Source organism: Pseudomonas sp. TH34 (assembly GCF_016650865.1).
In the GTDB taxonomy this organism is placed as follows: Bacteria; Pseudomonadota; Gammaproteobacteria; order Pseudomonadales; family Pseudomonadaceae; genus Aquipseudomonas; species Aquipseudomonas yamanorum.
On sequence record NZ_JAEKFB010000010.1, the window covers coordinates 582,386 to 604,981 of the forward strand.

At 60.2% G+C, this 22,596-nt stretch carries 19 protein-coding genes; 11 read left to right on the forward strand and 8 right to left on the reverse strand.

Translation table 11 applies throughout. The features are described from left to right. Positions 1 to 72 precede the first annotated feature (72 nt). Both rpmA and rplU read right to left on the reverse strand, forming a co-directional pair. The gene (gene rpmA / locus JFU58_RS07530) at positions 73 to 348 is read right to left on the reverse strand and encodes a 50S ribosomal protein L27 (RefSeq protein WP_003215862.1); all 276 of its coding nucleotides are present in this window, start codon (positions 346 to 348) and stop codon (positions 73 to 75) included. A gap of 34 nt (positions 349 to 382) precedes the next feature. After that, positions 383 to 697: a 50S ribosomal protein L21 gene (rplU, locus tag JFU58_RS07535; RefSeq protein WP_003176051.1), complete on the reverse strand. Its 315-nt coding sequence runs from the start codon at positions 695 to 697 to the stop codon at positions 383 to 385. Positions 698 to 936: 239 nt separating this feature from the next. Between rplU and JFU58_RS07540 the strand changes: the two genes are divergently transcribed. The 3 genes from JFU58_RS07540 (at position 937) to JFU58_RS07550 (ending at position 2,890) form a co-directional block, all read left to right on the forward strand. After that, positions 937 to 1,905, forward strand: coding sequence for a polyprenyl synthetase family protein (locus JFU58_RS07540; RefSeq protein ID WP_003215860.1), 969 nt, complete (start codon positions 937 to 939; stop codon positions 1,903 to 1,905). Between the two features lie 188 nt (positions 1,906 to 2,093). Then, positions 2,094 to 2,435, forward strand: coding sequence for a zinc ribbon domain-containing protein YjdM (locus tag JFU58_RS07545; RefSeq protein ID WP_063027018.1), 342 nt, complete (start codon positions 2,094 to 2,096; stop codon positions 2,433 to 2,435). A 197-nt stretch (positions 2,436 to 2,632) separates the two neighbouring features. Continuing rightward, the gene (locus JFU58_RS07550; protein ID WP_003215856.1) at positions 2,633 to 2,890 is read left to right on the forward strand and encodes a PA4570 family protein; all 258 of its coding nucleotides are present in this window, start codon (positions 2,633 to 2,635) and stop codon (positions 2,888 to 2,890) included. Positions 2,891 to 2,944: 54 nt separating this feature from the next. On the opposite strand, the gene JFU58_RS07555 is transcribed toward JFU58_RS07550, so the two are convergent. Together JFU58_RS07555 and JFU58_RS07560 are read right to left on the reverse strand one after the other, a co-directional pair. After that, the gene (locus JFU58_RS07555; protein ID WP_017477811.1) at positions 2,945 to 3,562 is read right to left on the reverse strand and encodes an FKBP-type peptidyl-prolyl cis-trans isomerase; all 618 of its coding nucleotides are present in this window, start codon (positions 3,560 to 3,562) and stop codon (positions 2,945 to 2,947) included. A 121-nt stretch (positions 3,563 to 3,683) separates the two neighbouring features. Continuing rightward, complete coding sequence (locus JFU58_RS07560) at positions 3,684 to 4,172, reverse strand: TIGR00645 family protein (RefSeq protein WP_003215853.1); 489 nt, start codon at positions 4,170 to 4,172, stop codon at positions 3,684 to 3,686. 166 nt (positions 4,173 to 4,338) lie between these two features. Here JFU58_RS07560 and JFU58_RS07565 point away from each other — a divergent pair, with 166 nt between their 5' ends. Continuing rightward, positions 4,339 to 6,174 (forward strand): hypothetical protein, encoded by a 1,836-nt coding sequence (locus JFU58_RS07565; protein WP_063027016.1) that lies wholly within the window; start codon positions 4,339 to 4,341, stop codon positions 6,172 to 6,174. A gap of 136 nt (positions 6,175 to 6,310) precedes the next feature. On the opposite strand, the gene JFU58_RS07570 is transcribed toward JFU58_RS07565, so the two are convergent. Together JFU58_RS07570 and JFU58_RS07575 are read right to left on the reverse strand one after the other, a co-directional pair. Next, a complete protein-coding gene (locus JFU58_RS07570; RefSeq protein WP_003215849.1) occupies positions 6,311 to 6,637 on the reverse strand; it encodes a PA4575 family protein in 327 nt (108 codons plus the stop codon). Positions 6,638 to 6,837: 200 nt separating this feature from the next. Further along, entirely contained in the window at positions 6,838 to 9,276 is a 2,439-nt protein-coding gene (locus tag JFU58_RS07575; protein WP_017477814.1) for a Lon protease family protein, read from the reverse strand. A 267-nt stretch (positions 9,277 to 9,543) separates the two neighbouring features. On the opposite strand from JFU58_RS07575, the gene JFU58_RS07580 reads away from it, so the two are divergent. From JFU58_RS07580 to JFU58_RS07600, 5 genes are all read left to right on the forward strand, one after another. Beyond that, complete coding sequence (locus JFU58_RS07580) at positions 9,544 to 10,032, forward strand: DUF3015 domain-containing protein (protein ID WP_017477815.1); 489 nt, start codon at positions 9,544 to 9,546, stop codon at positions 10,030 to 10,032. Between the two features lie 93 nt (positions 10,033 to 10,125). Beyond that, entirely contained in the window at positions 10,126 to 11,979 is a 1,854-nt protein-coding gene (locus tag JFU58_RS07585) for an Lnb N-terminal periplasmic domain-containing protein (RefSeq protein ID WP_017477816.1), read from the forward strand. 149 nt (positions 11,980 to 12,128) lie between these two features. Continuing rightward, a complete protein-coding gene (locus JFU58_RS07590; protein ID WP_017477817.1) occupies positions 12,129 to 12,425 on the forward strand; it encodes a chorismate mutase in 297 nt (98 codons plus the stop codon). 229 nt (positions 12,426 to 12,654) lie between these two features. Continuing rightward, positions 12,655 to 13,011, forward strand: coding sequence for a hypothetical protein (locus JFU58_RS07595; protein ID WP_177026207.1), 357 nt, complete (start codon positions 12,655 to 12,657; stop codon positions 13,009 to 13,011). A 70-nt stretch (positions 13,012 to 13,081) separates the two neighbouring features. Continuing rightward, positions 13,082 to 13,579 (forward strand): GreA/GreB family elongation factor, encoded by a 498-nt coding sequence (locus tag JFU58_RS07600; protein WP_201140158.1) that lies wholly within the window; start codon positions 13,082 to 13,084, stop codon positions 13,577 to 13,579. On the opposite strand, the gene gdhA is transcribed toward JFU58_RS07600, so the two are convergent. Beyond that, a complete protein-coding gene (gdhA, locus tag JFU58_RS07605) occupies positions 13,576 to 14,913 on the reverse strand; it encodes an NADP-specific glutamate dehydrogenase (protein WP_201140160.1) in 1,338 nt (445 codons plus the stop codon). The genes JFU58_RS07600 and gdhA overlap by 4 nt on opposite strands. A gap of 349 nt (positions 14,914 to 15,262) precedes the next feature. Further along, positions 15,263 to 16,927, reverse strand: coding sequence for an energy-dependent translational throttle protein EttA (ettA, locus tag JFU58_RS07610; RefSeq protein ID WP_201140162.1), 1,665 nt, complete (start codon positions 16,925 to 16,927; stop codon positions 15,263 to 15,265). A gap of 285 nt (positions 16,928 to 17,212) precedes the next feature. On the opposite strand from ettA, the gene JFU58_RS07615 reads away from it, so the two are divergent. Together JFU58_RS07615 and glyA are read left to right on the forward strand one after the other, a co-directional pair. Next, a complete protein-coding gene (locus tag JFU58_RS07615) occupies positions 17,213 to 21,064 on the forward strand; it encodes a sensor domain-containing protein (protein ID WP_063027006.1) in 3,852 nt (1,283 codons plus the stop codon). A gap of 241 nt (positions 21,065 to 21,305) precedes the next feature. Next, positions 21,306 to 22,559 carry a serine hydroxymethyltransferase gene (glyA, locus tag JFU58_RS07620; RefSeq protein WP_063027005.1) on the forward strand — a complete coding sequence of 418 codons (1,254 nt, stop codon included), beginning with the start codon at positions 21,306 to 21,308 and terminating at the stop codon, positions 22,557 to 22,559. Positions 22,560 to 22,596: the final 37 nt, after the last annotated feature.

The window sequence follows — 22,596 nt, forward strand, 5'->3', positions numbered from 1 at the left end:
GCTTTGCAAGAGACTCACCCCACAAACGAAAAAGCCCCGTCGCGAGACAGGGCTTTTCCAGCAACTACGTAATTATGCCGCGACGACTTCAGTCTTCGGGACAATGCTCACGTAACGGCGGTTGAAAGCGCCTTTTACTTCAAACTTGATCACGCCGTCGATTTTAGCGAACAGAGTGTGATCTTTACCCATGCCAACACCGTAACCGGCGTGGAATTGGGTGCCGCGCTGACGCACGATGATGTTGCCCGGAATGATAACCTGGCCGCCATACATCTTCACGCCAAGGCGTTTGGCTTCTGAGTCGCGACCGTTACGGGTACTACCACCAGCTTTTTTGTGTGCCATGAGTCAATTCTCCTAGTGAGGAATTAGGCTGAAATTAAGCCTGAATACCGGTGATTTTGATCTCGGTGTACCACTGGCGGTGGCCCATACGCTTCATGTGGTGCTTACGACGACGGAACTTGATGATGCGGACTTTATCGTGACGACCTTGGGAGATCACTTCAGCCACAACGGTAGCGCCTGCAACAACTGGAGCGCCGATGTTCACGTCATCGCCATTGGCGACCAACAGAACGCGATCAAAAGTGACGGATTCGCCAGTAGCGATTTCCAGCTTCTCGATCTTCAGGTATTCACCTGGGGCGACCTTGTATTGCTTGCCACCAGTAACAATTACTGCGTACGACATGGTATTTCTCCGATAATCCTGCTCACCCAGCGCTTTATAAGAAGAGGTATTGGCTGGCATGGCTGCATGGGATGGACGTCCCGAATGCAATTGCGTAAGGCAGGTGCTGCCCAGGAAGTTCAGGGTGCGCGATTGTACGCAAGCTATGGAGGTGTTGCAAGTGGCCGTCTATCGCGCCTTGACACTAGGGGACGCGGGTCCTAGCATGCCGCGCAACCCTTCTGGAGCGACTGTCGCTGATGCAACCCCAAGCTTTCTACCGCGCGGTGGCGGACGATTTTAGCGCCGTCGACGGCATCATCAAGAAGCAGCTGACTTCTAAAGTGCCGCTGGTCTCCAAAATTGGCGACTACATTACGTCGGCCGGCGGTAAACGCCTGCGTCCTTTATTAGTGTTGCTGTGTGGCAAGGCCCTGGGCCGTGAAGGCGATGATCTGCGCCTGCTGGCCGCGACCATCGAGTTCCTGCACACCGCCACCCTGCTGCATGACGACGTGGTCGACATGTCCGGCATGCGCCGTGGTCGCGAGACGGCCAACGCGATGTGGGGCAACGCGCCGAGCGTACTCGTGGGCGACTTCCTGTACTCGCGCTCGTTCGAAATGATGGTCGAGCTGGGCTCGATGCCGGTGATGAAGATTCTTTCACAGGCCACGCGCATCATCGCCGAAGGCGAAGTGTTGCAACTGTCGAAGGTTCGCGACGCCAGCACCACCGAAGAGACCTACATGGAAGTGATTCGCGGCAAAACCGCGATGCTCTTCGAAGCCTCGACCCACAGCGCCGCGGCCCTGTGCGAAGCGACGCCCGAGCAGAGCGAAGCCCTGCGCACCTTCGGCGATCACTTGGGCGTAGCCTTCCAACTGGTAGACGACCTGCTGGATTACCGCGGCGACGCCGAAACCCTGGGCAAGAACGTCGGTGACGACCTGGCCGAGGGCAAGCCGACCTTGCCGCTGATCTACACCATGCGCGAAGGTACGCCGGAACAGGCCGCCCTGGTGCGCAAGGCGATCCAGAAAGGCGGGATCGAAGACCTGGAAAGCATCCGCGAAGCCGTGGAAGCTTCGGGCTCCCTCGAATACACCGCGCAACTGGCCCGTGACTACGTCGCTCGTGCCATCCAATGCCTGGAAGCCCTTCCAGCCAGCGAATACCGGGACGCCCTGGTTGAGCTGAGTGAGTTCGCGGTCGCCCGCACTCACTGATTCTGCTCTGCTTCATGTGGGAGCTGGCTTGCCTGCGATGCAGGCACCTCGGTTTGTCTGTCACACCGCGGTGATGCAATCGCAGGCAAGCCAGCTCCCACAGCGTTCTCTGGCGTTGCTGCACCCTGCCCGGCTAAAACCCTATATAATGTGCGCTTTTTAGCCATCCTGAAACCAAAGGAGCTTTAGTGAGCACGTTGCCACCCTGCCCGAAATGCAATTCCGAATACACCTACGAAGACGGCGCCCAGCTGATTTGCCCGGAATGCGCCCATGAGTGGACCGTCGGTGGCGAAGCCGAGGCTGCCAGCGATGAATCCGTAAAGAAAGACTCTGTGGGCAATGTCCTGCAGGACGGCGACACCATCACCGTGATCAAGGACCTCAAGGTCAAAGGCACATCACTGGTGGTCAAGGTCGGCACCAAGGTCAAGAACATCCGCCTGTGCGATGGCGACCATGATATCGACTGCAAGATCGACGGTATCGGCCCGATGAAACTCAAGTCCGAGTTCGTCCGCAAGGTCTGAACCGGCGGCCTCCATCTCGTGCCCTGCACGGGATGGCGCTTCACCCTCCCCCGCGTCACTTCCGCACTGGCGGCAAAAGGCCAGGCCTTTTGATCAAAAACAATATCCACACAGAAAAGTCCGGAAATCGCCAATAGGGACTTGCTATTCTACGAATAAGAATTATTCTCATTGAAACCCATCAAGGAGATGCTTCCATGACTTATTTGATCGATGCCTGGCTGGACCGTCCACACCCTTACCTGCGAATCCTCCATCGGGAAACCGGGGAAGTCTGCGCAGTGCTGGAAGAAGAAGCGTTGAGCGAACTGCAGGATCAGGGCGACCTGGACGTCAATGGCCTGAGTTCCAGTGAACCTGGTGTGCTGAAGGAAGTGGTGAGAAATCTGTTTCTGTTCTGCTATGCCCGGGCGTTGCGCCCAGTGACGGATCTCAATGGCAAGTTTCATCCATGAGCAACCGCGCAAAACACTGCAGGAGCGAGCAGGCTCGCTCCTGCAGGTAAGGTCTTACAGAACGTCGAGCAGTTCGACGTCGAACACCAGAACGCTGTGCGGCGGGATGCTGCCAACGCCTTGAGCACCGTAAGCCAGTTCGCTCGGCACGTACAGGCGCCATTTGCTGCCGGCATTCATCAGTTGCAGGGCTTCGGTCCAGCCGGCGATCACGCCGCCAACCGGAAACTCTGCAGGCTGGCCGCGCTCGTAGGAGCTGTCGAACACAGTGCCGTCGATCAGGGTGCCGTGGTAGTGAGTGCGTACCTGATCTTCACGGGTCGGCTTAGCGCCGTCACCGGCAGTCAGCACTTCAAATTGCAGGCCGGAAGCCAGGGTGGTGATGCCGTCACGCTTGGCGTTTTCAGCCAGGAAAGCCAGGCCTTCGCCAGCAGCCGCTTCAGCCTTCGCAGCAGCTTCGGCTTGCATGATTTCGCGGATGACCTTGAAGCTGGCGGCCATTTGCTCTTGGTCCACACGGCTAGGCTTGCCGGCGAAAGCGTCGGTCAGGCCAGCCAGGATCGCGTCCAGGCTGACGCCCGGTGGCGGGTTGTCGCGCAGCTGGTCGCCCAACTGACGGCCAATGCCGTAGCTCACGCGGGTTTCGTCGGTGGACAGATTAACTTCGGACATGGAAAGGCTCCGCTGTAGGACGACACAGGTGTCGTCCAAACTAAAAGGGCGAGCAGACTAGCACACAAGCCACGCCCTTGATGAGCCCTGCACCCGGGCAACGGGGAGCGTCGGGCGGCAATTAATGCTTGGTAACTTTATCCAGGTAACCCATGGCAAACGCCGACACCACAAACGTCATGTGGATGATCACGTACCATTTCAAATGCTCGGGATCGACGTTCTTGGCATCCATGAAGACCCGCAGCAAATGGATCGACGAAATCGCCACGATGGACGCTGCGACCTTCATCTTCAGCGACGAAGAGTCCATGGTCCCCAGCCAGTTGAGCTTCTCTTTGCTTTCGTCGATGTCCAGCTGGGAGACGAAGTTCTCGTAGCCGCTGATCATCACCATCACCAGCAGGCCGCCCACCAGCGCCATGTCGATCAACGACAGCAGCACCAGGATCACATCCGACTCACTCATGGTGAACACGATGGGAATCACATGGAACACTTCCTGGAAGAACTTCAGCCCCAGTGCCAGCAGCCCCAAGGACAACCCGAAATAGATCGGCGCCAACAGCCAGCGTGAGGCATACATTGCATTTTCGATAAAGCGTTCCATTGAATCTCACACAGCTTGGCTAAAAATGGCGGCGAGTATACCAGCCGCACCCAAACGCCAGAAACCGTCGATAAAACTGATCTGTACGGCATCTGTAAAAGATTTTTTCTGCTAGTGTCGAGCTCATCAACTCGGCTCGATGATGTCGGACAGGAAAACTCAGATAATGGATGTGCGATCCCCTTTGGCCAGCATTGGCCTGTGCGCGGCGTTGCTGGTGGGCGGCGGTTGCTCCCCAAGCGATGAACACAAGCAAGCCAGCCTTGAAGAGAAAACCGCCAAGTTCGAACAGTCCCTGGACGCGATCCAGGACCCCAAGCTCAAGGACGCCGTGTCCGAACTCGGTGGCTCGCTGCTGTTGCTGGAGCGGGCACGCGCCAAGCTCGCCACCAAGCCCATCGAGGCCGAGTACAGCGAAGACGCCCTGGCACTGCTCAAGCATTACCCCACGCCCCAGGCCCTGGTGGACACCTACATCAATGGCCTGTTTGTCCTGCGCAAGGCGTCCCATTCGGACTACCTGACGGACCTGCAGCCGATCTTCCCGTTCAACTTCAACATGCCCGACCAATTCCCCTTCCCCCACGGCCTGGAATGGCAGTCAGTGACCTTGAGCAACAACAAGGTCATCCCCTTCCAGCCGGAATGGTCGGAAACCGACCCGGGTATCCAACTGAGCCCCACCAGCTCAAACCTGACCAACCCCGATGACCTGACGGTGACCTACCCGTTCATCGAAGGCATTGAGACTGAAAACAAGAGCCAGCCGCAGCCCGTCACACTCAAGGGCAAGGTGGAAGTCATCGCGCCGCGTAAAGTCTTCACCTTCGACCTGTCGAAAAAGGACGTGGGCCGCAAACGCACTGAAGACAACGTCACGGTCACGCTGCTGACCCTCGAAAAGAACTACGCCGAAATCGAACTGACCAACAGCGCCCCGCTGGCACCGGAAGTCGTGGATGAATCGCCCAACCCGCTGCTGGTGCAGGCTCGCGACACCACCGGGAAATTTCTCTCGCGCTCGGGCTCAATCAACGAGAACGCCGCCCAACTGGCGTTTTACGAGAAACAACTGGCCGAAATGCAAAAGCAGAAGGCCTGGTCCGACGCCTTTGAAAAACAGTTGGAAGACGAACAGAAAGCCTTCGAACACAAGCAGAACAGCCACTACACCAAGGTGTACTTCAACGGCCTGATCGACAACGTGCAAGTCAGCGTCCTCGACTTTTCCCAGGCGACGGTGACCCGCAAGGACCTGGACCTGCCCGTACGGCGCTTCGACAAGAACAGCCTGGAGAAGACCGTACAACCGTTGCCGATGCCCGTCACTGTGTATGACGACCAGGCTTCGGACTGGCTCAAGGACGCCACGCTTTCTGAAGACCAGTTGAAGAAAAGCGTCACCATCAACCAATCGGTGGATGACGCCAGCGCAGCACACATCGAGTTCGATCACCCCTACACCTTCAACGACGACCTGCTGGGCGAAGACCGGGGCGGCGGCGATGCCCCCGTGACCTTCCTCACCGCCAACGACGAAGGCAAGCTCGGCGAGCCGATCGAACTGCCCGCCGAAGCCTACGAGGTCGACCCGGGGCGCGGCACCATCACCTATGACCTGAACCTGTTCCCCGAAAACCCCGGGTTTGCCGTCGGGTCAATGCCACTGTTCCTGGCCACCATCGAAAAAGGCAGCCTCACGGCCGGGCAACTGCCCAAGGGCCTGGAGCTGAAGGACAACGCGCTGATTGTCGACCAGAAGCTGTTCCCGTCGGATAGCTGGCGGTTCTATGCCAAGGATGCCAGCGGCAACTACTTGAAAGAAATTCTCGGCGTCAGCCACCGGGCCGAGGAGTACGGCACGGCGCTGTTCGATGTGCATTACTTTTATGGCCAGCCGACCACGCTGGAAACCTACCAGCGCACCGGTCTGGACACGGTGCAATATGGGTTTGAGGTGAAGCTGGACAAACCCGAGGCGGCCCCTGCCCCCAAGCCATAGCCCCCCGCCCCCGTAGCAGCTGTCGAGCGCCAGCGAGGCTGCGTCGGGTGCGAACGGGGCGCTGAGTCAGACACGATGTCGGCGGTGCGGCCGACGCAGCCTCGCTGGCGCTCGACAGCTGCTACGGGGAGTGCGGTCAGCGGATATCGCTTAGCACCGTCTGCCGCCCGCCATTGAGCTGTCGCAAGTGCGCCTGCAAGTGCAGGCACCAGATCTGCGGGTCGTCCGCCAGTTCGTACCCGTGCAGGGTCAGGCTTTCGACAATCGAATCAAGGATGGTTTGTGCCACGAAAGGTCCGTGAAACGGGCCTTGGGACTTGATGGTGGAAGGCTGTTCACCGGTCATTCCGGCAGCAAACAACAAGGTCCACATCCCGGTATCCCCCGCGAGAGGGCGAATGGAACATTCGATACGAGTAACCAGGCCCAGGCACTGGCGGGTGAGGCAGAGGTTGCGCGACATGGCGGCGACCCTCGGTAGATCCGGTATTCAGCCTCGCAGGGCAAGACTGTTTCTATCCAGCGACTCCTGTGGATATCCCTTGAGCTGAGAATAGAAGAAACCCGGTACAAACCAAGGCCGGGGGACCAACGGACGACTGCCGTCACGACGGCGTCAAAAATATGCCGAAGGGACCTGAAAACAGGCCCCTTCGGTAGTTATTACACCGGTTTTGCTTCTGCCAACGCCTCCTGCGCCAGCTCCTTCTCGGCTTCCTTCAGATCATCCTCACTGATCATCTCGGCAATCGCCCGCAGACGCTCCACCACCCGCGCATTGACGCTGCCTTCGGGGAATTGCCCCTCCTCGTCGGGCGAACCCGCAGGCTCACCCACCAGCAGGCTCAAGGCCTCGTCGGCCTGGCGCACGGCGTAGACGTGGAATTGCCCGTCGCGCACGGCTTGCAACACCTTCTCGTCGAGCATCAGCGTCGCGACGTTGGCCTGGGGAATGATCGCCCCCTGCTCGCCGGTCAGCCCACGGGCTTCACAGAGGCGGAAGAAGCCTTCGATCTTCTCGTTGACCCCGCCCACCGCCTGCACTTCGCCAAACTGGTTGATCGAGCCGGTGATGGCAAAGCACTGCTTGAGCGGCGTCTTCGACAGCGCCGAGATCAAGGTGCACGCCTCGCCCAGGGAGGCGCTGTCGCCGTCGACATACCCGTAGGACTGCTCCAGGGCAATACTCGCCGAGATCGCCAACGGGAATTCCTGGGCATACCGGCTGCCCAGGTAACCGGTGAGGATCATCACGCCCTTGGAGTGAATCGGCTGGCCGAGGTTAACTTCACGCTCGATATCCACAATGCCGCTGCCGCCCGGGTACACCGATGCAGAGATCCGCGCCGGCACGCCGAATGCCGAGTCCCCCACTTCCAGCACTGTCAGCCCGTTGCACTTGCCCACCGCCGCACCGGCGGTGTCGATCAGGATCACCCCGGCGAGCATGTCGTCGAGAATCCGCGCCGACACCCGCCCGGTGCGCGTGGCCTTGGCCTTGAGTGCACGCTCGATGTGCCCGGAGTCGGTGCGCTCATCGCCCGCCAGGTGACGAATGAAGTCCGCCTCGCTGACCAGTTGGAACAAATCACCGATACGCGCCGACAAGCGCCCCTGGTTCTCCGCCAGCCGCGCGCTGTAGGTCGCCAGCCGCGCGACCGCATCCGAGGTCAACGGCGCCATGCCTTCTTCCGAGGTGCGGGTTTTCAGCAACTGGGCGAACTGCTCCAGGCTTTCATCCACCATCGGGATGTCTTCGTCGAAGTCCACCAGCACCCGGAACATCTCCTGGAAGTCCGGATCCGCGTCCTGCAACGCGTAGTACAGCTGGCGGGAACCAATGATGATGACCTTGAGCTGCAACGGGATCACTTGCGGGTTGAGGGTCACCGTGGCCAGGCGGCCCAGTTCGCCCAACGGTGATTCCATCTTCAGCTTGCGCGATTGCAGGGCACGCTTGAGGGCGTCCCACACAAACGGCTCGCTGAGCATCTTTTCGGCTTCAAGGATCAGGAAACCGCCGTTGGCACGGTGCAACGCACCCGGGCGCAATTGGCGATAAGTGGTGTAGAGCGCGCCTTGATCGGTGCTGTATTCAATACGGCCGAACAGGTTGTCGTAGGTCGGATGCGGCTCGAACACCACCGGCGCACCACCGTTGACCGGATGGCCCACCACCAGGCTCGGGCAATACTGCTCTTCCAGCAACTTGCGGGCCTGGGCATCGGTTTTCGCGTCGTCCACCAACTGCTCGACCACGGTTTTCAGCAGGTAGACCTGCATCGCCTGCAAGTAACCGCAAACGGCCGCGTTCTCCGCATACTTCTCGGACAGCGGCGCCAACAATGGCTGCAAGGCCAATGTGATGGTTTCTTCGTTGAACTGGCGCATCTGGTTGTTGGACTCGCGCTTCCACTGGGGCAGGCTGGCGAGTTCTTCGTTGAGGCGTTCTTCCAGTTCGGAAATATCGGTGTGGAAGCGCTCGCGGTCAGCTTCCGGCAACTGCGAAAACTCAGCTTCGTCCAAGGCCTTGCCGTCGAGCATCGGGGTAAAGGCAATGTTGGTGCTGTCACGGTACAGCGCCACGTCCTTTTCCAGGGCCAGGCGCTCGATGACATCCAGGGCACGGTCGTAGCGCTGGTTGAAGGCGCGGTCGATGGCGCTTTTACGCTGTTGATAGGTCGGGTGTTCAAACACGGCCGGGAAGGTCGCGACCAGGTTGTCGATCAGGCCGTTGATATCGGAGATGAACGCAGCAGCACCGCCCGCAGGCAGCTCCAGCGCGCGGGGTTCGCGAGGCTCATCGAAATTATTGACGTAGACCCAGTCGGCCGGGGTCTGCAGGCGCTTGCCTTCGGCCTTGAGGTAGCGTTTGACGAACGAAAAGCGCCCGGTACCGGGCTCACCCATCACAAATACGTTGTAACCGGGGCGTGGCATCGCCACGCCGAACTGCAAGGCTTCGACCGCACGTTCCTGGCCAAGCACACCGCGAAAGGGCTCCAAATCATTGGTGGTCGAGAAGCTGAACTGTTCAGCGGAAAAAGGACGAGTCAGCGCTTCGGGCGCTAGACGCAAGCTGGCAGCAACAGGATCAGGCATCGGGCTTCCTTACATCAGGCGGGGCAGATAACGGCATTCTGGCGCCGGGTTGGGCCGGCTGGCAAGGACGGCTTAGGGAAAGCATAGACCCGTGTTCGGGGCTGCAAAAAAACCGAGTGTTTCCGGCTTGTTTCACAAAAAGTCACGGAACCCTTGGATCGTGCCTAAACTCCAACCTGCTGCGGGTTGGACTAATAACCGACCCCTAGGGTGCTGTCAGGCACCTGAACCCTTGTCCATTGGTTTGCACACAAAGAGAACAAAGCTATGAAACGGATCCTTCTCGGTACTCTCTTCACCGTCGTCTCCCTCAATGCAATGGCTGAAGCGCCAGGTGGCCCGAACTGCGGTTGGGGCAACATGTTGTTCGAAGGCCAACGCGGCACTCCGGCGCACTTCCTGGCCTCCACCACCAACGGTACCTCGGGTAACGCCACTTTCGGCATGACCTCGGGCACCAACGGTTGCAACACCAACAGCAAGCTGACCTACGGTGGCAAATCGTGGATTGCCATGAATGGCATGATGAACGAGCTGTCCGAAGACATGGCCAAGGGTAACGGCGAAGCGCTGACTACCTACGCCGTGGTACTGGGCGTTGCTCCTGAAGACCGCGAGCACTTTGCCGCCGTGACTCACGAGCACTTCCAGCAAATCTTCAGCAAGGCTGACGTAACTGCTGATGACGTGCACAACAACACCCTGGCTGTACTGAAAAGCGACACCCGTCTGGCGAAATACGCTACCCAGGCTTAAGCTCGACCCGCCCGTGCCTTTCGGGGCACGGGTTTTATTATTTTTGGACCTGCCTCCCCTTTGGGTCTTTTTATCTCGACTTAAGTTGCCCACATGCTCAAACGCCTTGCCTACCTGGCACTCTTCGCCTGCGCCCCGCTATATGCGGCGCCGCACCTTGATGATCAACGTTTGCAGCAACTGGCCAACGACCCCTTCTGGCTTTCGCTGGGGCATTACGAGTCCGGCAAGTTCAAAGGCTGGCGCAGTTATGTCAGCGACAAGAAATTCTTCCTCGCCCCCGATGGTGCCCACCATCCGGACCAGGAGCTGAAGGCCACGGTAGAGGCGCTGTATGCCCCGGCCAGCCTCGGCGAAAAGCACGCCCAATGCGTCTACCCGGCACGTACCCGTTGGCTCAAGGACCAGTTGCACCTGACGGACTTGCCGGCGCTGGACTGCAAGGAGTTCAAGCAATGGTTCAAGGACGTCGCCCCCCACAGCGCGGTAATGATCTTCCCGGCGGCCTACCTCAACAGCCCGTCGTCGATGTTTGGCCATACCCTGCTGCGTATCGACCAGGCTGACGTGCAGAGCAACAACACTGCCCTGCTCAGCTACGCGATCAACTTTGGCGCCTACATCGAAGGCTCGGACAACAGCATCCTCTACGCCTGGAAGGGCCTGATGGGCGGCTATCCCGGCCTGTTCGCGCTGGTGCCCTATCAGGAAAAGCTCTCGGAATACCGTAGCCTGGAGAACCGCGACCTGTGGGAATACCGCCTGAACCTGACTCAGGTCGAGACCGAGCGCATGGTCGAGCACGTGTGGGAACTCAAGCAGATCCAGTTCGACTACTTCTTCTTCGACGAAAACTGCTCCTATCGCCTGCTGGAGCTGCTGCAAGTAGCCCGTCCAAGCCTGCGGCTGACCGAGCAATTCCCGCTGACCGCGATCCCTACCGACACGGTAAAAGCCGTGAAAGAAGCCGGCCTGGTGGAGAAAATCGATTACCGCCCTTCCCGTGAACGGGAGCTGCTGGAACGCGCCAAGCCGCTGGACAGCGACGAGCAGCAATGGGTGCTGAAGATCAGCGACGACCAGAAACAACTGCAGGACCCGGCGTTCAAGGCCATCGCCAAAGACCGCCAGGCCTTGATCATCGACGCCGCCTACCGCCTTGGCCGCTACCGCGCCAACGGCCTGGAGCGCGACACCGAACGTTCCCAGCGCAGCTTCGAACTGCTGCGGGCGATCAACCAGAACCCGGCGCCGGACCTGAAGATCGAACGCCCCGGCCTGCCCGAAGACGGCCACGAATCCCGCACCTGGCAAGCCGGCATCGGCACCCGGGGCGACAAGGCCTTCGGCGAATACGGCCTGCGCATGGCCTACCACGACCTGAATGACAACGCCGAAGGCTTCCCCCTGGGCGCGCAGATCGAAATCCTGCAAATGAAACTGCGCCAGTACGAAGGCAACCACTGGCAGTTACAGCAACTGGACCTGGCGACCATTCGCTCACTGACCCCGCGCAACGAACTGCTGCAACCCTGGTCGTGGCAAGTGACCGGAGGCCTTGAGCGCGTACCGGGCAAGCATGACGACGAGACCCTGGTCAGCCACGTCAATGGCGGCGCCGGCGGCACCTGGCAACTGCGCGACGACATGCTCGGCTTCGCCCTTGGCACCGTGCGCGTGGAACACAACAGTGACTTCGGTGAAGCCATCTCCCCGGCGGCTGGCTTCAACACTGGCGTGCTGTGGAGAAACCCGCTGGGCAACCTGAGCCTGGAAGCCAAGGGTGACTTCTTCACCAATGGCGAGGTGCGGCGCAGTATCAGCCTGAATCAACAGTGGGAATTGTCGCGCAACCTGGGGCTGAGACTGAGTGCGCAACGGGAATACAGCCACCTCGCGACACCGGTGAACGAAGTGATGCTGGAAGTGAAGTGGTATCACTATTAATCCCTGAGCCGTAGATCGTTCCCACGCTCCGCGTGGGGATGCATCCTGTGACGCTCCGCGTCACGACCTTTAAAAGCGGACGCAGAGCGTCCAGGGCGGCATGCCCACGCAGAGCGTGGGAACGATCACTAAAAGGAGCTTCAACCCACATGGCCGTTAATTGCACCAGCCTCGAGCAAGTCCGGGAAAACATCGACCGCCTTGATCACCAGATCGTTACGCTGCTGGCCGAACGGGGCGGCTTCGTTTCCCAGGCTGCGCGCTTCAAAAAAGACAGTGACGGCGTGAAAGCCCCGCAGCGGGTTGAGCAGGTGATTGCCAAGGTTCGCGATCTCTCTCACACCGTAGGCGCAAACCCGGACGTCACAGAGCACGTCTATCGGGCGATGATTGCAGCGTTCATCCAGCAAGAACTCGCAGAGCACGCCGCGCTGACACCAGACTGAACCACACAAAATAACCTTGTGGCGAGGGAGCTTGCTCCCGCTGGGCTGCGCAGCAGCCCCAAAACCAGACACCTCACCCTCTCTGGAATATCCCAATACCCTGAACAGGGGATGCGTGATCGCCCGAAGAAGCAGCGTCACACAGATTTCTCACATCCGTTTCACATACCCCGAACGAATCCACTCCTACACTTCCCCCATCAGCCGTTCAACGGCCAGGGAGCAAGCGATGTGGCGGTACGCTGTAGTGCTGGGCCTGTTGGCCCTGCTATCGGGTTGCCAATCAACCCATGAAGACTTACTGGCCAAGGGTTACCCACCCGCTTTCGCCGACGGCTACGACGACGGATGCAGCAGCGGCCGCCAGGCCGCCGGGGTGATCACAGGGGAATTCCGCAAGAACGTCCCTCGCTACCTGAAAGACCGTACCTATGCCGAAGGCTGGGATGATGGCTTTCGCCAGTGCAAGGCCATGCGCGAGAACGAAGACCTGAACGACTACAAGAACCGCCACTGGGACGACCGCGAACGCGCCTGGCAGCAGGAAAAGGACCGCGACGCCGCACGGGCCTATCGCTCGCAATAGGTCGCTTTCAGACATCCAGCGAAACTTAACCCCTGCGACCATGGCCCAAACTCCATAGCAGGAGAACGCCATGAGTCGAGCTTTCGTCAACGAAGACAGCGCCGCTGCCCAGGCCAGCCAGCCGGTGGAACGCCAGGTCAGCGAGCAGCCCAATCACCTCACTGCCCGTGGGCTTGCGCAGTTGCAGGCCAAAGTGGCGCAGTTACAAAGCGAGCACAGCGAAGAGTCCGCCAACGGCGAGCAGGCTGATAAACAGCGCCAGGCCGACCTTGAGCGGGATTTGCGTTACTTCAACCAGCGCCTGCAAAGCGCTCAGGTAGTGGCGCCAGCGACCTCTACCGAGAAGGTGCAGATCGGCAGTTGGGTGACTTTCGCCAATGAACAGGACGAAGAGCAGCGTATTCAACTGGTGGGTGAAGACCAGGCCGATGCCACGGTGGGCCTGATCAACTGGGGTTCGCCCCTGGGCCGCGCGCTGCTGGGTGCACAGGTGGGCGACGAGGTGCTGTGGAGGCGCCCCGTCGGTGATCAGTTGATCGAAATCCTGCGCATCGAACCCGAGGGTTAAACGATGCCCTGGGCGAGCATCGCGTCCGCGACTTTCACGAAGCCTGCGATGTTGGCGCCCTTCACGTAGTTGACCCGGCCGTTCTCTTCGCCGTAGTGCACGCACGCATGGTGGATCGACTGCATGATGTTGTGCAGCTTGCTGTCTACTTCGCCAGCGGTCCACAGCAGGCGCATGGCGTTCTGCGACATCTCCAGCCCGCTCACCGCCACACCGCCGGCATTGGACGCCTTGCCCGGCGCGAACAGGATGCCGGCCTCGATAAAGGTATCCACAGCCTCCAGGGTGGTGGGCATGTTGGCGCCTTCGGCCACGCACACGCAGCCATTGCGCAACAGGGTGCGCGCCGCTTCGGCGTCCAGTTCGTTCTGGGTGGCGCAGGGCAGTGCGATGTCGCAGGCCAGTTCCCACGGTGCTTTGCCGGCACGGAATTCCAGGCCGAAACGCGGAGCCAGTTCGCTGATGCGCCCGCGCTGGACGTTTTTCAGCTCCAGCAGCGCTGACCATTGCTCTTCGGTCAAACCGCTTTCGCAGTAGAGGGTGCCTTCGGAATCGGACAGGGAAATCACCTTGCCGCCCAGGTCCATGACCTTGCGCGCCGCGTACTGGGCGACGTTACCGGAGCCGGAAATGGCCACACGCTTACCTTCGACACGCTCGCCGTTGCGCTTGAGCATTTCCTCAGCGAAATACACACAGCCAAAACCAGTGGCTTCCGGGCGGATCAGGCTGCCGCCGTAGCTCATGCCCTTGCCGGTCAGCACCGAGGTGAACTGGTTGCTCAGGCGCTTGTACTGGCCGAACAGGAAGCCGATCTCTCGGGCGCCCACGCCGATATCACCGGCGGGCACGTCCACGTCCGAGCCGATATGGCGATACAGCTCGCTCATGAACGCCTGGCAGAAGCGCATCACCTCGGCGTCGCTCTTGCCTTTGGGATCGAAGTCCGAGCCGCCCTTGCCGCCGCCCATGGGCAGTGAGGTCAGGGAGTTCTTGAAGGTCTGTTCGAAGGCGAGGAATTTCAGCACGCCCAGGTTTACCGATGGGTGGAAGCGCAGCCCGCCCTTATACGGGCCGATGGCGCTGTTCATCTGGATCCGGAACCCGCGGTTGACTCGTACCTTGCCTTGGTCATCTTCCCACGACACCCGGAATACAATCGCACGCTCCGGCTCGCAGATGCGCTCCAGGATGCCCGAGGTCAGGTAATGGGGATTGGCTTCAAGAAACGGCCACAAGCTGCGCAGGACTTCTTCCACGGCCTGGTGGAATTCCGGCTGGTCGGGGTCGCGTTTCTTGAGGCGGGCAAGGAAGGATTCAACGGATTCGATCATGAAAAGTCTCGGCAAATTTATTGTCATTAAAGGAGATTTGTCCCGGACTTTATCAATTCATGTCGCACCGTGACAGGGCGAAATGTCGCTTTTGTGAATTTAAATGGTGCACTAGATATAAATACAGGCGGTTTTTGCACCTTAATGAGGATTTCAATCCAGGCCTTGCACCAACAGTTAACCCGCTATCGCAGGCAAGCCAGCTCCCACATTTGATCGATCACATCCAAGACAATGAGGTCAACTGTGGGAGCTGGCTTGCCTGCGATGCGGACGACGCGGTCCACCTGAAAACACGCAAAAAAAAGCGGAACCCGAAGGCTCCGCTTTTTCATACCACCAACCCGAATCAGGCCAGTTTTTTGTGCCGTACACGATGCGGCTGGGCAGCTGCTTCGCCGAGGCGTTTCTTGCGATCGGCTTCGTATTCGGTGTAGTTGCCTTCGAAGAACACCGCTTGGGAATCGTCTTCGTACGCCAGGATGTGAGTGGCCACGCGGTCAAGGAACCACCGATCGTGAGAGATCACAATGGCGGCGCCCGGGAAGTCCAGCAGGGCTTCTTCCAGGGAACGCAGGGTTTCAACGTCGAGGTCGTTTGACGGTTCGTCGAGCAGCAGGACGTTGCCGCCTTCTTTCAAGGTCAGGGCCAGGTGCAAGCGACCGCGCTCACCACCGGACAGGTCCCTGACGAACTTCTGCTGGTCGCCGCCCTTGAAGTTGAAGCGGCCCACATAGGTGCGCGACGGGATTTCGTAGTTGCCGATACGGATCTGGTCGGAACCGTCGGAAATCTGCTGGAACACCGTCTTGCTGCCGTCGAGGTCGTCGCGGCTCTGATCCACACAGGCCAGTTGCACGGTTTCGCCGACTTCGATGGTGCCCGAGTCCGGTTGTTCCTTGCCCATCAGCATGCGGAACAGGGTGGATTTACCCGCACCGTTACCGCCGATCACGCCAACGATGGCGCCTTTAGGCATGGAGAACGACAGGTTGTCGATCAACACGCGGTCGCCGTAGCCCTTGCAGACGTTCTTGAACTCGATGACCTTGTCACCCAGGCGCGGACCGGCCGGGATGTAGATCTCGTTGGTCTCGGAACGCTTCTGGAATTCCTGGGACTGCATCTCTTCGAAACGCGCCAGACGGGCCTTGGATTTCGACTGACGTGCCTTGGCGCCTTTACGCACCCATTCCAGCTCGTCTTTCATGGCCTTTTCATGGGCCGACTGCTGCTTGGATTCGGCCGCCAGACGGTCGGACTTGGCTTCCAGCCAACCGGAGTAGTTGCCCTCGTAAGGGATACCGGCGCCACGGTCGAGCTCGAGGATCCAGCCGGCAACGTTGTCCAGGAAGTACCGGTCGTGCGTGATCGCAACCACGGTGCCCGGGAAATCGTGGAGGAAGTGCTCCAGCCAGGCGACGGAATCGGCGTCCAGGTGGTTGGTGGGTTCGTCGAGCAGCAGCATGTCGGGGGCCGACAGCAGCAGGCGGCACAGGGCCACACGACGCTTTTCACCACCGGACAGGTGTTCAACCTTGGCGTCCCACGCCGGCAGGCGCAGCGCGTCGGCGGCGACTTCCAGCTGGCGGTCCAGGTTGTGACCGTCGGCGGCTTGCAGGATGGCTTCGAGCTTGGCCTGTTCTGCCGCCAGTTTGTCGAAGTCGGCATCTTCTTCAGCGTAGGCCGCGTAGACCTCGTCCAGCCGCGCCTGGGCGTTCTTGATCACGCTGACCGCTTCCTCGACCACTTCACGCACGGTCTTGGTCGGGTCCAGGATAGGTTCCTGTGGCAGGTAGCCGATGTTCAGGTCGGGCATCGGGCGGGCTTCGCCGTCGAACTCGGTGTCGACGCCGGCCATGATTTTCAACAGGGTGGATTTACCCGAACCGTTGAGGCCGAGCACGCCGATCTTGGCGCCCGGGAAGAAGGACAGAGAAATGTTTTTCAGGATTTCCCGCTTCGGCGGAACAACTTTTCCCAGCCGATGCATGGTGAAGACGTATTGAGCCATGGTGAACCTAGCGTCAGTGACTGATGAATTAAGCGGGCGAAACCCGTGCCAGGCCATGCGCCGCGCGGGCCGTTGATGTCTATCAATGCCTGCGTACGGTAGATGCCTGATTGTCTGGGGCTGGAACGCCCTCGCGTAACCGGCAAAGCTACCTGAATGCGCATGGGCAGTCCAGCCAAGCGGGGCTGGCACTTTGCCACAACACAAGGCATGCTAGCCGCCCTCCGGGCGTCCGGCTTATAGTGCACGTCGCGCGCCAGTCCAGCCAAACCGCAGGATCACAGTTTGTCCAACGTAACGCCGCCAACTCCCCTGCGCGCCGCTCATATAGCGCCGGGAGCGCCCCTGCACGGAACCCTGAAGGGCGCATTGGCGACGCTGGTGCTGCTGCTGCTCGCGTTATTGTTCTGGCAACTGCTGGACCAGCTGCAGCAAAACCAGAAAAACCAGCAGCAATACACCATCGACTACAGCGCCGACCTGGCCGAACAGATCAGCCTGAACATGGCCCTCAGTGCGCAGATCGCGCTGAACCTGCTGCCGATCGTCGAGCCGCCGCGGGACACCGAACAGCAACAAATCCTGATGCGCACCCTGCAACGCTCCCTGCCGGAGTTGCGCAGCGTCGCCTTGCTCGCCCCCAGCGGCGCGATGATCAGTGACAGCGCCAGTGACAGCCAGGACAGCGCCTGGCTCGAAGAGCTGGTCAAGCGCAGCCACGCCCAGTCCTATTACCTGAGCAACAACAACGATGGCACTGTCATCTACCTGCTGCTGCACCAGCCCAGCGGCGGCACCAAGATGTACTGGGCCTTGCGCCTGGCGCCCAATTACCTGGCCAACCTGACCCGCCAGGACGGCCAGGGCCAGCGGCCGATGTGGGTCATCGAAAACCGCCTCAACCACCGCGTGGTCAGCCGTGACAGCGGTATGCCGGCCCAATGGGCCTCGGCATTGACCCCGGACGAATTGAACAAGAGTGTACTGGTCACGCCCCTGAGCAAAAGCGACTGGCAACTGCGTGGCCTGTTCGACCGCGCCGCCGTGCTGGAACAACTGCTGCCAGCGTTTATCGGCAAATGCCTGCTGGGCCTGGCCTTCTCGCTGATCCCGGTCATCGTGCTGTTGAACATGCGCCGCCGCCAGCGCCAGGTGCACGAGGGGCGCCGACGCTATCAGGATATTTTCGAAGGCACCGGCGTGGCCCTGTGCGTGCTCGACCTGTCGGGCCTGCGCGCGTTCTTCGACAAGACCCACTTGCAAACCTGCGAGCAACTGCAACAGTTATTGCAAGACAACCCGGAGCAACGCCAGCAACTGCTCAAGGAGCTACGCATCACCGAGGTCAATCAGGTGGCGGTGCGCCTGCTGAATGTCGCCTCTTGCGAACAAGCCTGGGAGCGCCTGATCGACGCCTGCCCGTCGAGCCCCACCGCCATCGGCAATCAGGTGATCGACGCGGTACTGACCCAACAAAAACAGCTCGAACTGGAAATCCAGCTCAGCGACGTTGAAGGCAACGACCAATACCTGTGGCTGGTGATGCGCCTGCCGGAACAGCAGGACGACTTCAAGGCAGTGATCCTGAGCATCAGCGACATCACCAGCCGCAAGCTGATCGAATTATCGCTGGTGGAGCGCGAGGGTTTCTGGTCGGACGTGGTGCGCACCGTGCCCGATCACCTGTATGTGCAAGACGTGATCAGCCAGCGGATGATTTTCAGCAACCACCACCTGGGCCACACCCTGGGCTACAACAAGCCCGAGTTGCAGCAGATGGGCGAGTATTTCTGGGAAATCCTGCTGCACCCCGAAGACGCCGAGCACTACCACGACCTGCGCCTGCAACAGCGCCAGGCCGGCTACCTGAGCCAACTGCAGTGCCAGTTGCGCTTTCGCCACCGCAACAACCAATGGCGACGCTTCGATATCCGCGAACAGGCCCTGGCCCGGGACAAGACCGACCAGGTCACGCGCATCATCGGCGTGGCCAAGGACATCACCGACCAGATCGAAGCCAGCGAATCCCTGCGCGACAGCGAACAGCGCTACCGCATGCTGGCCGAAAGTATCAGCGACGTCATTTTCTCCACCGACAGCAAGCTGGCCCTGAACTACGTCAGCCCTTCGGTGAACGCGGTGCTGGGCTACGACGTGGACTGGATCTTCGAAAACGGCTGGCAATCGACCATCGCCAACCCGCAGCAACTCACGGGCATCTACAGCCTGGTAGAGCAAGTCAGCCGCGCCCTGGACCAACCTGAATCCCTGGCGGCCTTGCGCAACGACGTGCAGACCCAACTGTTCCTGTTTGACTGCCTGCGGGCCGACGGGCGCAAGGTCCCCATCGAACTGCGCCTGGTGCTGGTGTGGGACGAGCACGGCGCGTTCGAAGGCATCCTCGGCGTGGGTCGCGACATCAGCCAGCAACGCCGTGCGGAAAAAGACCTGCGCATGGCGGCCACGGTATTCGAACACTCGACTTCGGCGATCCTGATCACCGACCCGGCCGGCTATATCGTGCAGGCCAACGAAGCGTTCAGCCGGGTCAGCGGTTATGCGGTGGCGGACGTGCTCGACCAGTTGCCGAACATGCTCACCGTCGACGAACAGCAGGAAGCCCACCTGCGCTATGTGCTCAAGCAATTGCACCAGCACAGCACCTGGGAAGGCGAAGTGTGGCTCAAGCGCCGCAACGGCGAGCATTACCCGGCCTGGGTCGGGATTACCGCCGTATTCGATGACGAAGGCGACTTGGCCAGCTACGTGTGCTTCTTCAGTGACATCAGTGAGCGCAAGGCCAGCGAACAGCGGATCCACCGCCTGGCCTACTACGACGCCCTGACCCACCTGCCCAACCGCACGCTGTTCCAGGACCGCCTGCACACCGCGTTGCAGTCGGCGGAACGGCAAAAGTCGTGGGTGGTGCTGATGTTCCTCGATCTCGACCGCTTCAAGCCGATCAACGATTCCCTGGGCCACGCCGCCGGCGACCGCATGCTCAAGGAAATGGCCACCCGCTTGCTGGGCTGCGTGGCCGAAGACGACACCGTGGCACGCATGGGTGGCGACGAGTTCACCTTGCTCCTGCAACCGCGGGTCAACCGTGAGATGGCGCTGAACCGTGCGATTCACGTGGCCGAGCAGATTCTTGCCAGCCTGGTGAAGCCATTCGTGCTGGAAGGCCGCGAGTTCTTCGTGACCGCCAGTATCGGCATCGCCCTGAGCCCGCAGGATGGCAACGAACTCAGCCAGTTGATGAAGAACGCCGACACGGCGATGTACCACGCCAAGGAACGCGGCAAGAACAACTTCCAGTTCTACCAGGCCGACATGAACGCCAGCGCCCTGGAGCGTCTGGAGCTGGAAAGCGACCTGCGCCACGCTCTGGAACAGAATGAATTCGTGCTGTATTACCAGCCGCAGTTCAGCGGCGACGGCAAACGCCTGACCGGCGCCGAAGCCCTGCTGCGCTGGCGCCATCCCCGTCGCGGGCTGGTGCCGCCGGGGGACTTTATCCCGGTGCTGGAGGAGTTGGGGCTGGTGGTGGACGTGGGCGACTGGGTAATCAGCGAAGCCTGCCGCCAACTCAAGACCTGGCACCAGAACAAGGTGCGGGTGCCCAAGGTCTCGGTGAACATCTCGGCCCGGCAGTTCTCCGACGGGCAACTGGGCGAGCGCATCGCCACCATCCTCAAGGACACTGGCCTGCCGCCGGCGTGCCTGGAACTGGAGCTGACCGAAAGTATCCTGATGCGCGAGGTCAACGAGGCGATGCAGATTCTCGCCAGCCTGAAAAACCTCGGCCTGAGCATTGCGGTAGACGACTTCGGCACCGGGTACTCATCGCTGAACTACCTCAAGCAATTCCCCATCGACGTGCTGAAGATCGACCGCACCTTTGTCGACGGCCTGCCGTCGGGTGAACAGGATGCGCAGATCGCCCGGGCGATTATTGCCATGGCCCACAGCCTGAACCTGGCGGTGATCGCCGAGGGTGTGGAAACCCATGAGCAGCTGGACTTCCTGCGGGAGCACGGTTGCGATGAGGTTCAGGGCTACCTGTTCGGGCGACCGATGCCGGCGAACCGGTTTGAGGCGCAGTTCAGTAATGATGCGCTGTTCATGTTCGATTGAAATCCTGCTGTGATGCTGATGGCCTCTTCGCGAGCAAGCCCGCTCCCACACTCGACCGCATTCCCCCTGAAGGAACCCGATTGAATGTGGGAGCGGGCTTGCTCGCGAAGGGGGCCGCACAAACACCACCCATCCCCAGATGAGCCCCGCTTGTCCGCGACATGATGTCCTTTCATATGCCATCTAAAACCCATTGGGTTAGAATGCGCTTCTTTTCTGCCCCCGATCCTTGAGGACCGCCATGTTCAGCCGTGATTTGACTATTGCCAAGTACGACGCCGATCTCTTTGCCGCCATGGAGCAAGAAGCCGTGCGCCAGGAAGAGCACATTGAGCTGATCGCTTCGGAAAACTACACCAGCCCTGCGGTAATGGAGGCTCAAGGTTCGGTTCTGACCAACAAGTACGCCGAAGGCTACCCGGGCAAGCGTTACTACGGTGGTTGCGAGTACGTCGACATCGTTGAGCAGCTGGCCATCGACCGCGCCAAGGAACTGTTCGGCGCCGATTACGCCAACGTCCAGCCACACGCCGGCTCCCAAGCCAACAGCGCCGTGTACCTGGCCCTGCTGCAAGCGGGCGACACCATCCTGGGCATGAGCCTGGCCCACGGCGGTCACCTGACCCACGGCGCCAGCGTTTCCTCCTCCGGCAAGCTGTACAACGCCGTTCAGTACGGTATCGACGGCAACGGCCTGATCGACTACGACGAAGTTGAGCGCCTGGCCGTTGAGCACAAGCCAAAAATGATCGTGGCCGGTTTCTCTGCCTACTCGCAGATCCTGGATTTCCCACGCTTCCGCGAAATCGCCGACAAAGTGGGCGCCTACCTGTTCGTCGACATGGCCCACGTGGCCGGTCTGGTCGCCGCTGGCGTCTACCCGAACCCGGTTCCGTTCGCTGACGTCGTGACCACCACCACCCACAAGACCCTGCGCGGTCCACGTGGCGGCCTGATCCTGGCTCGCGCCAACGCCGAGATCGAGAAGAAGCTGAACTCCGCCGTATTCCCAGGCGGCCAGGGTGGCCCGCTGGAGCACGTGATCGCCGCTAAAGCGATCTGCTTCAAGGAAGCCCTGCAGCCTGAGTTCAAGACCTACCAGCAGCAAGTGGTGAAAAACGCCAAGGCCATGGCCGGCGTGTTCATCGAGCGTGGTTTTGACGTGGTGTCCGGCGGTACTGAGAACCACCTGTTCCTGCTCTCGCTGATCAAGCAAGACATCTCCGGTAAAGACGCTGACGCCGCTCTGGGCAAAGCCTTCATCACCGTGAACAAGAACTCGGTACCGAACGACCCACGTTCGCCGTTCGTCACCTCCGGCCTGCGCTTCGGCACTCCGGCTGTGACCACTCGTGGCTTCAAAGAAGCAGAGTGCAAGGAACTGGCTGGCTGGATCTGCGACATCCTGGCTGACCTGAACAACGAAGCAGTGATTGATGCTGTTCGTGAGAAGGTCAAGGCCATCTGCAAGAAGCTGCCGGTATACGGCGCTTGATTGCAGTTGCTTGAATGAAAAGCCCGGCCTTTGAGCC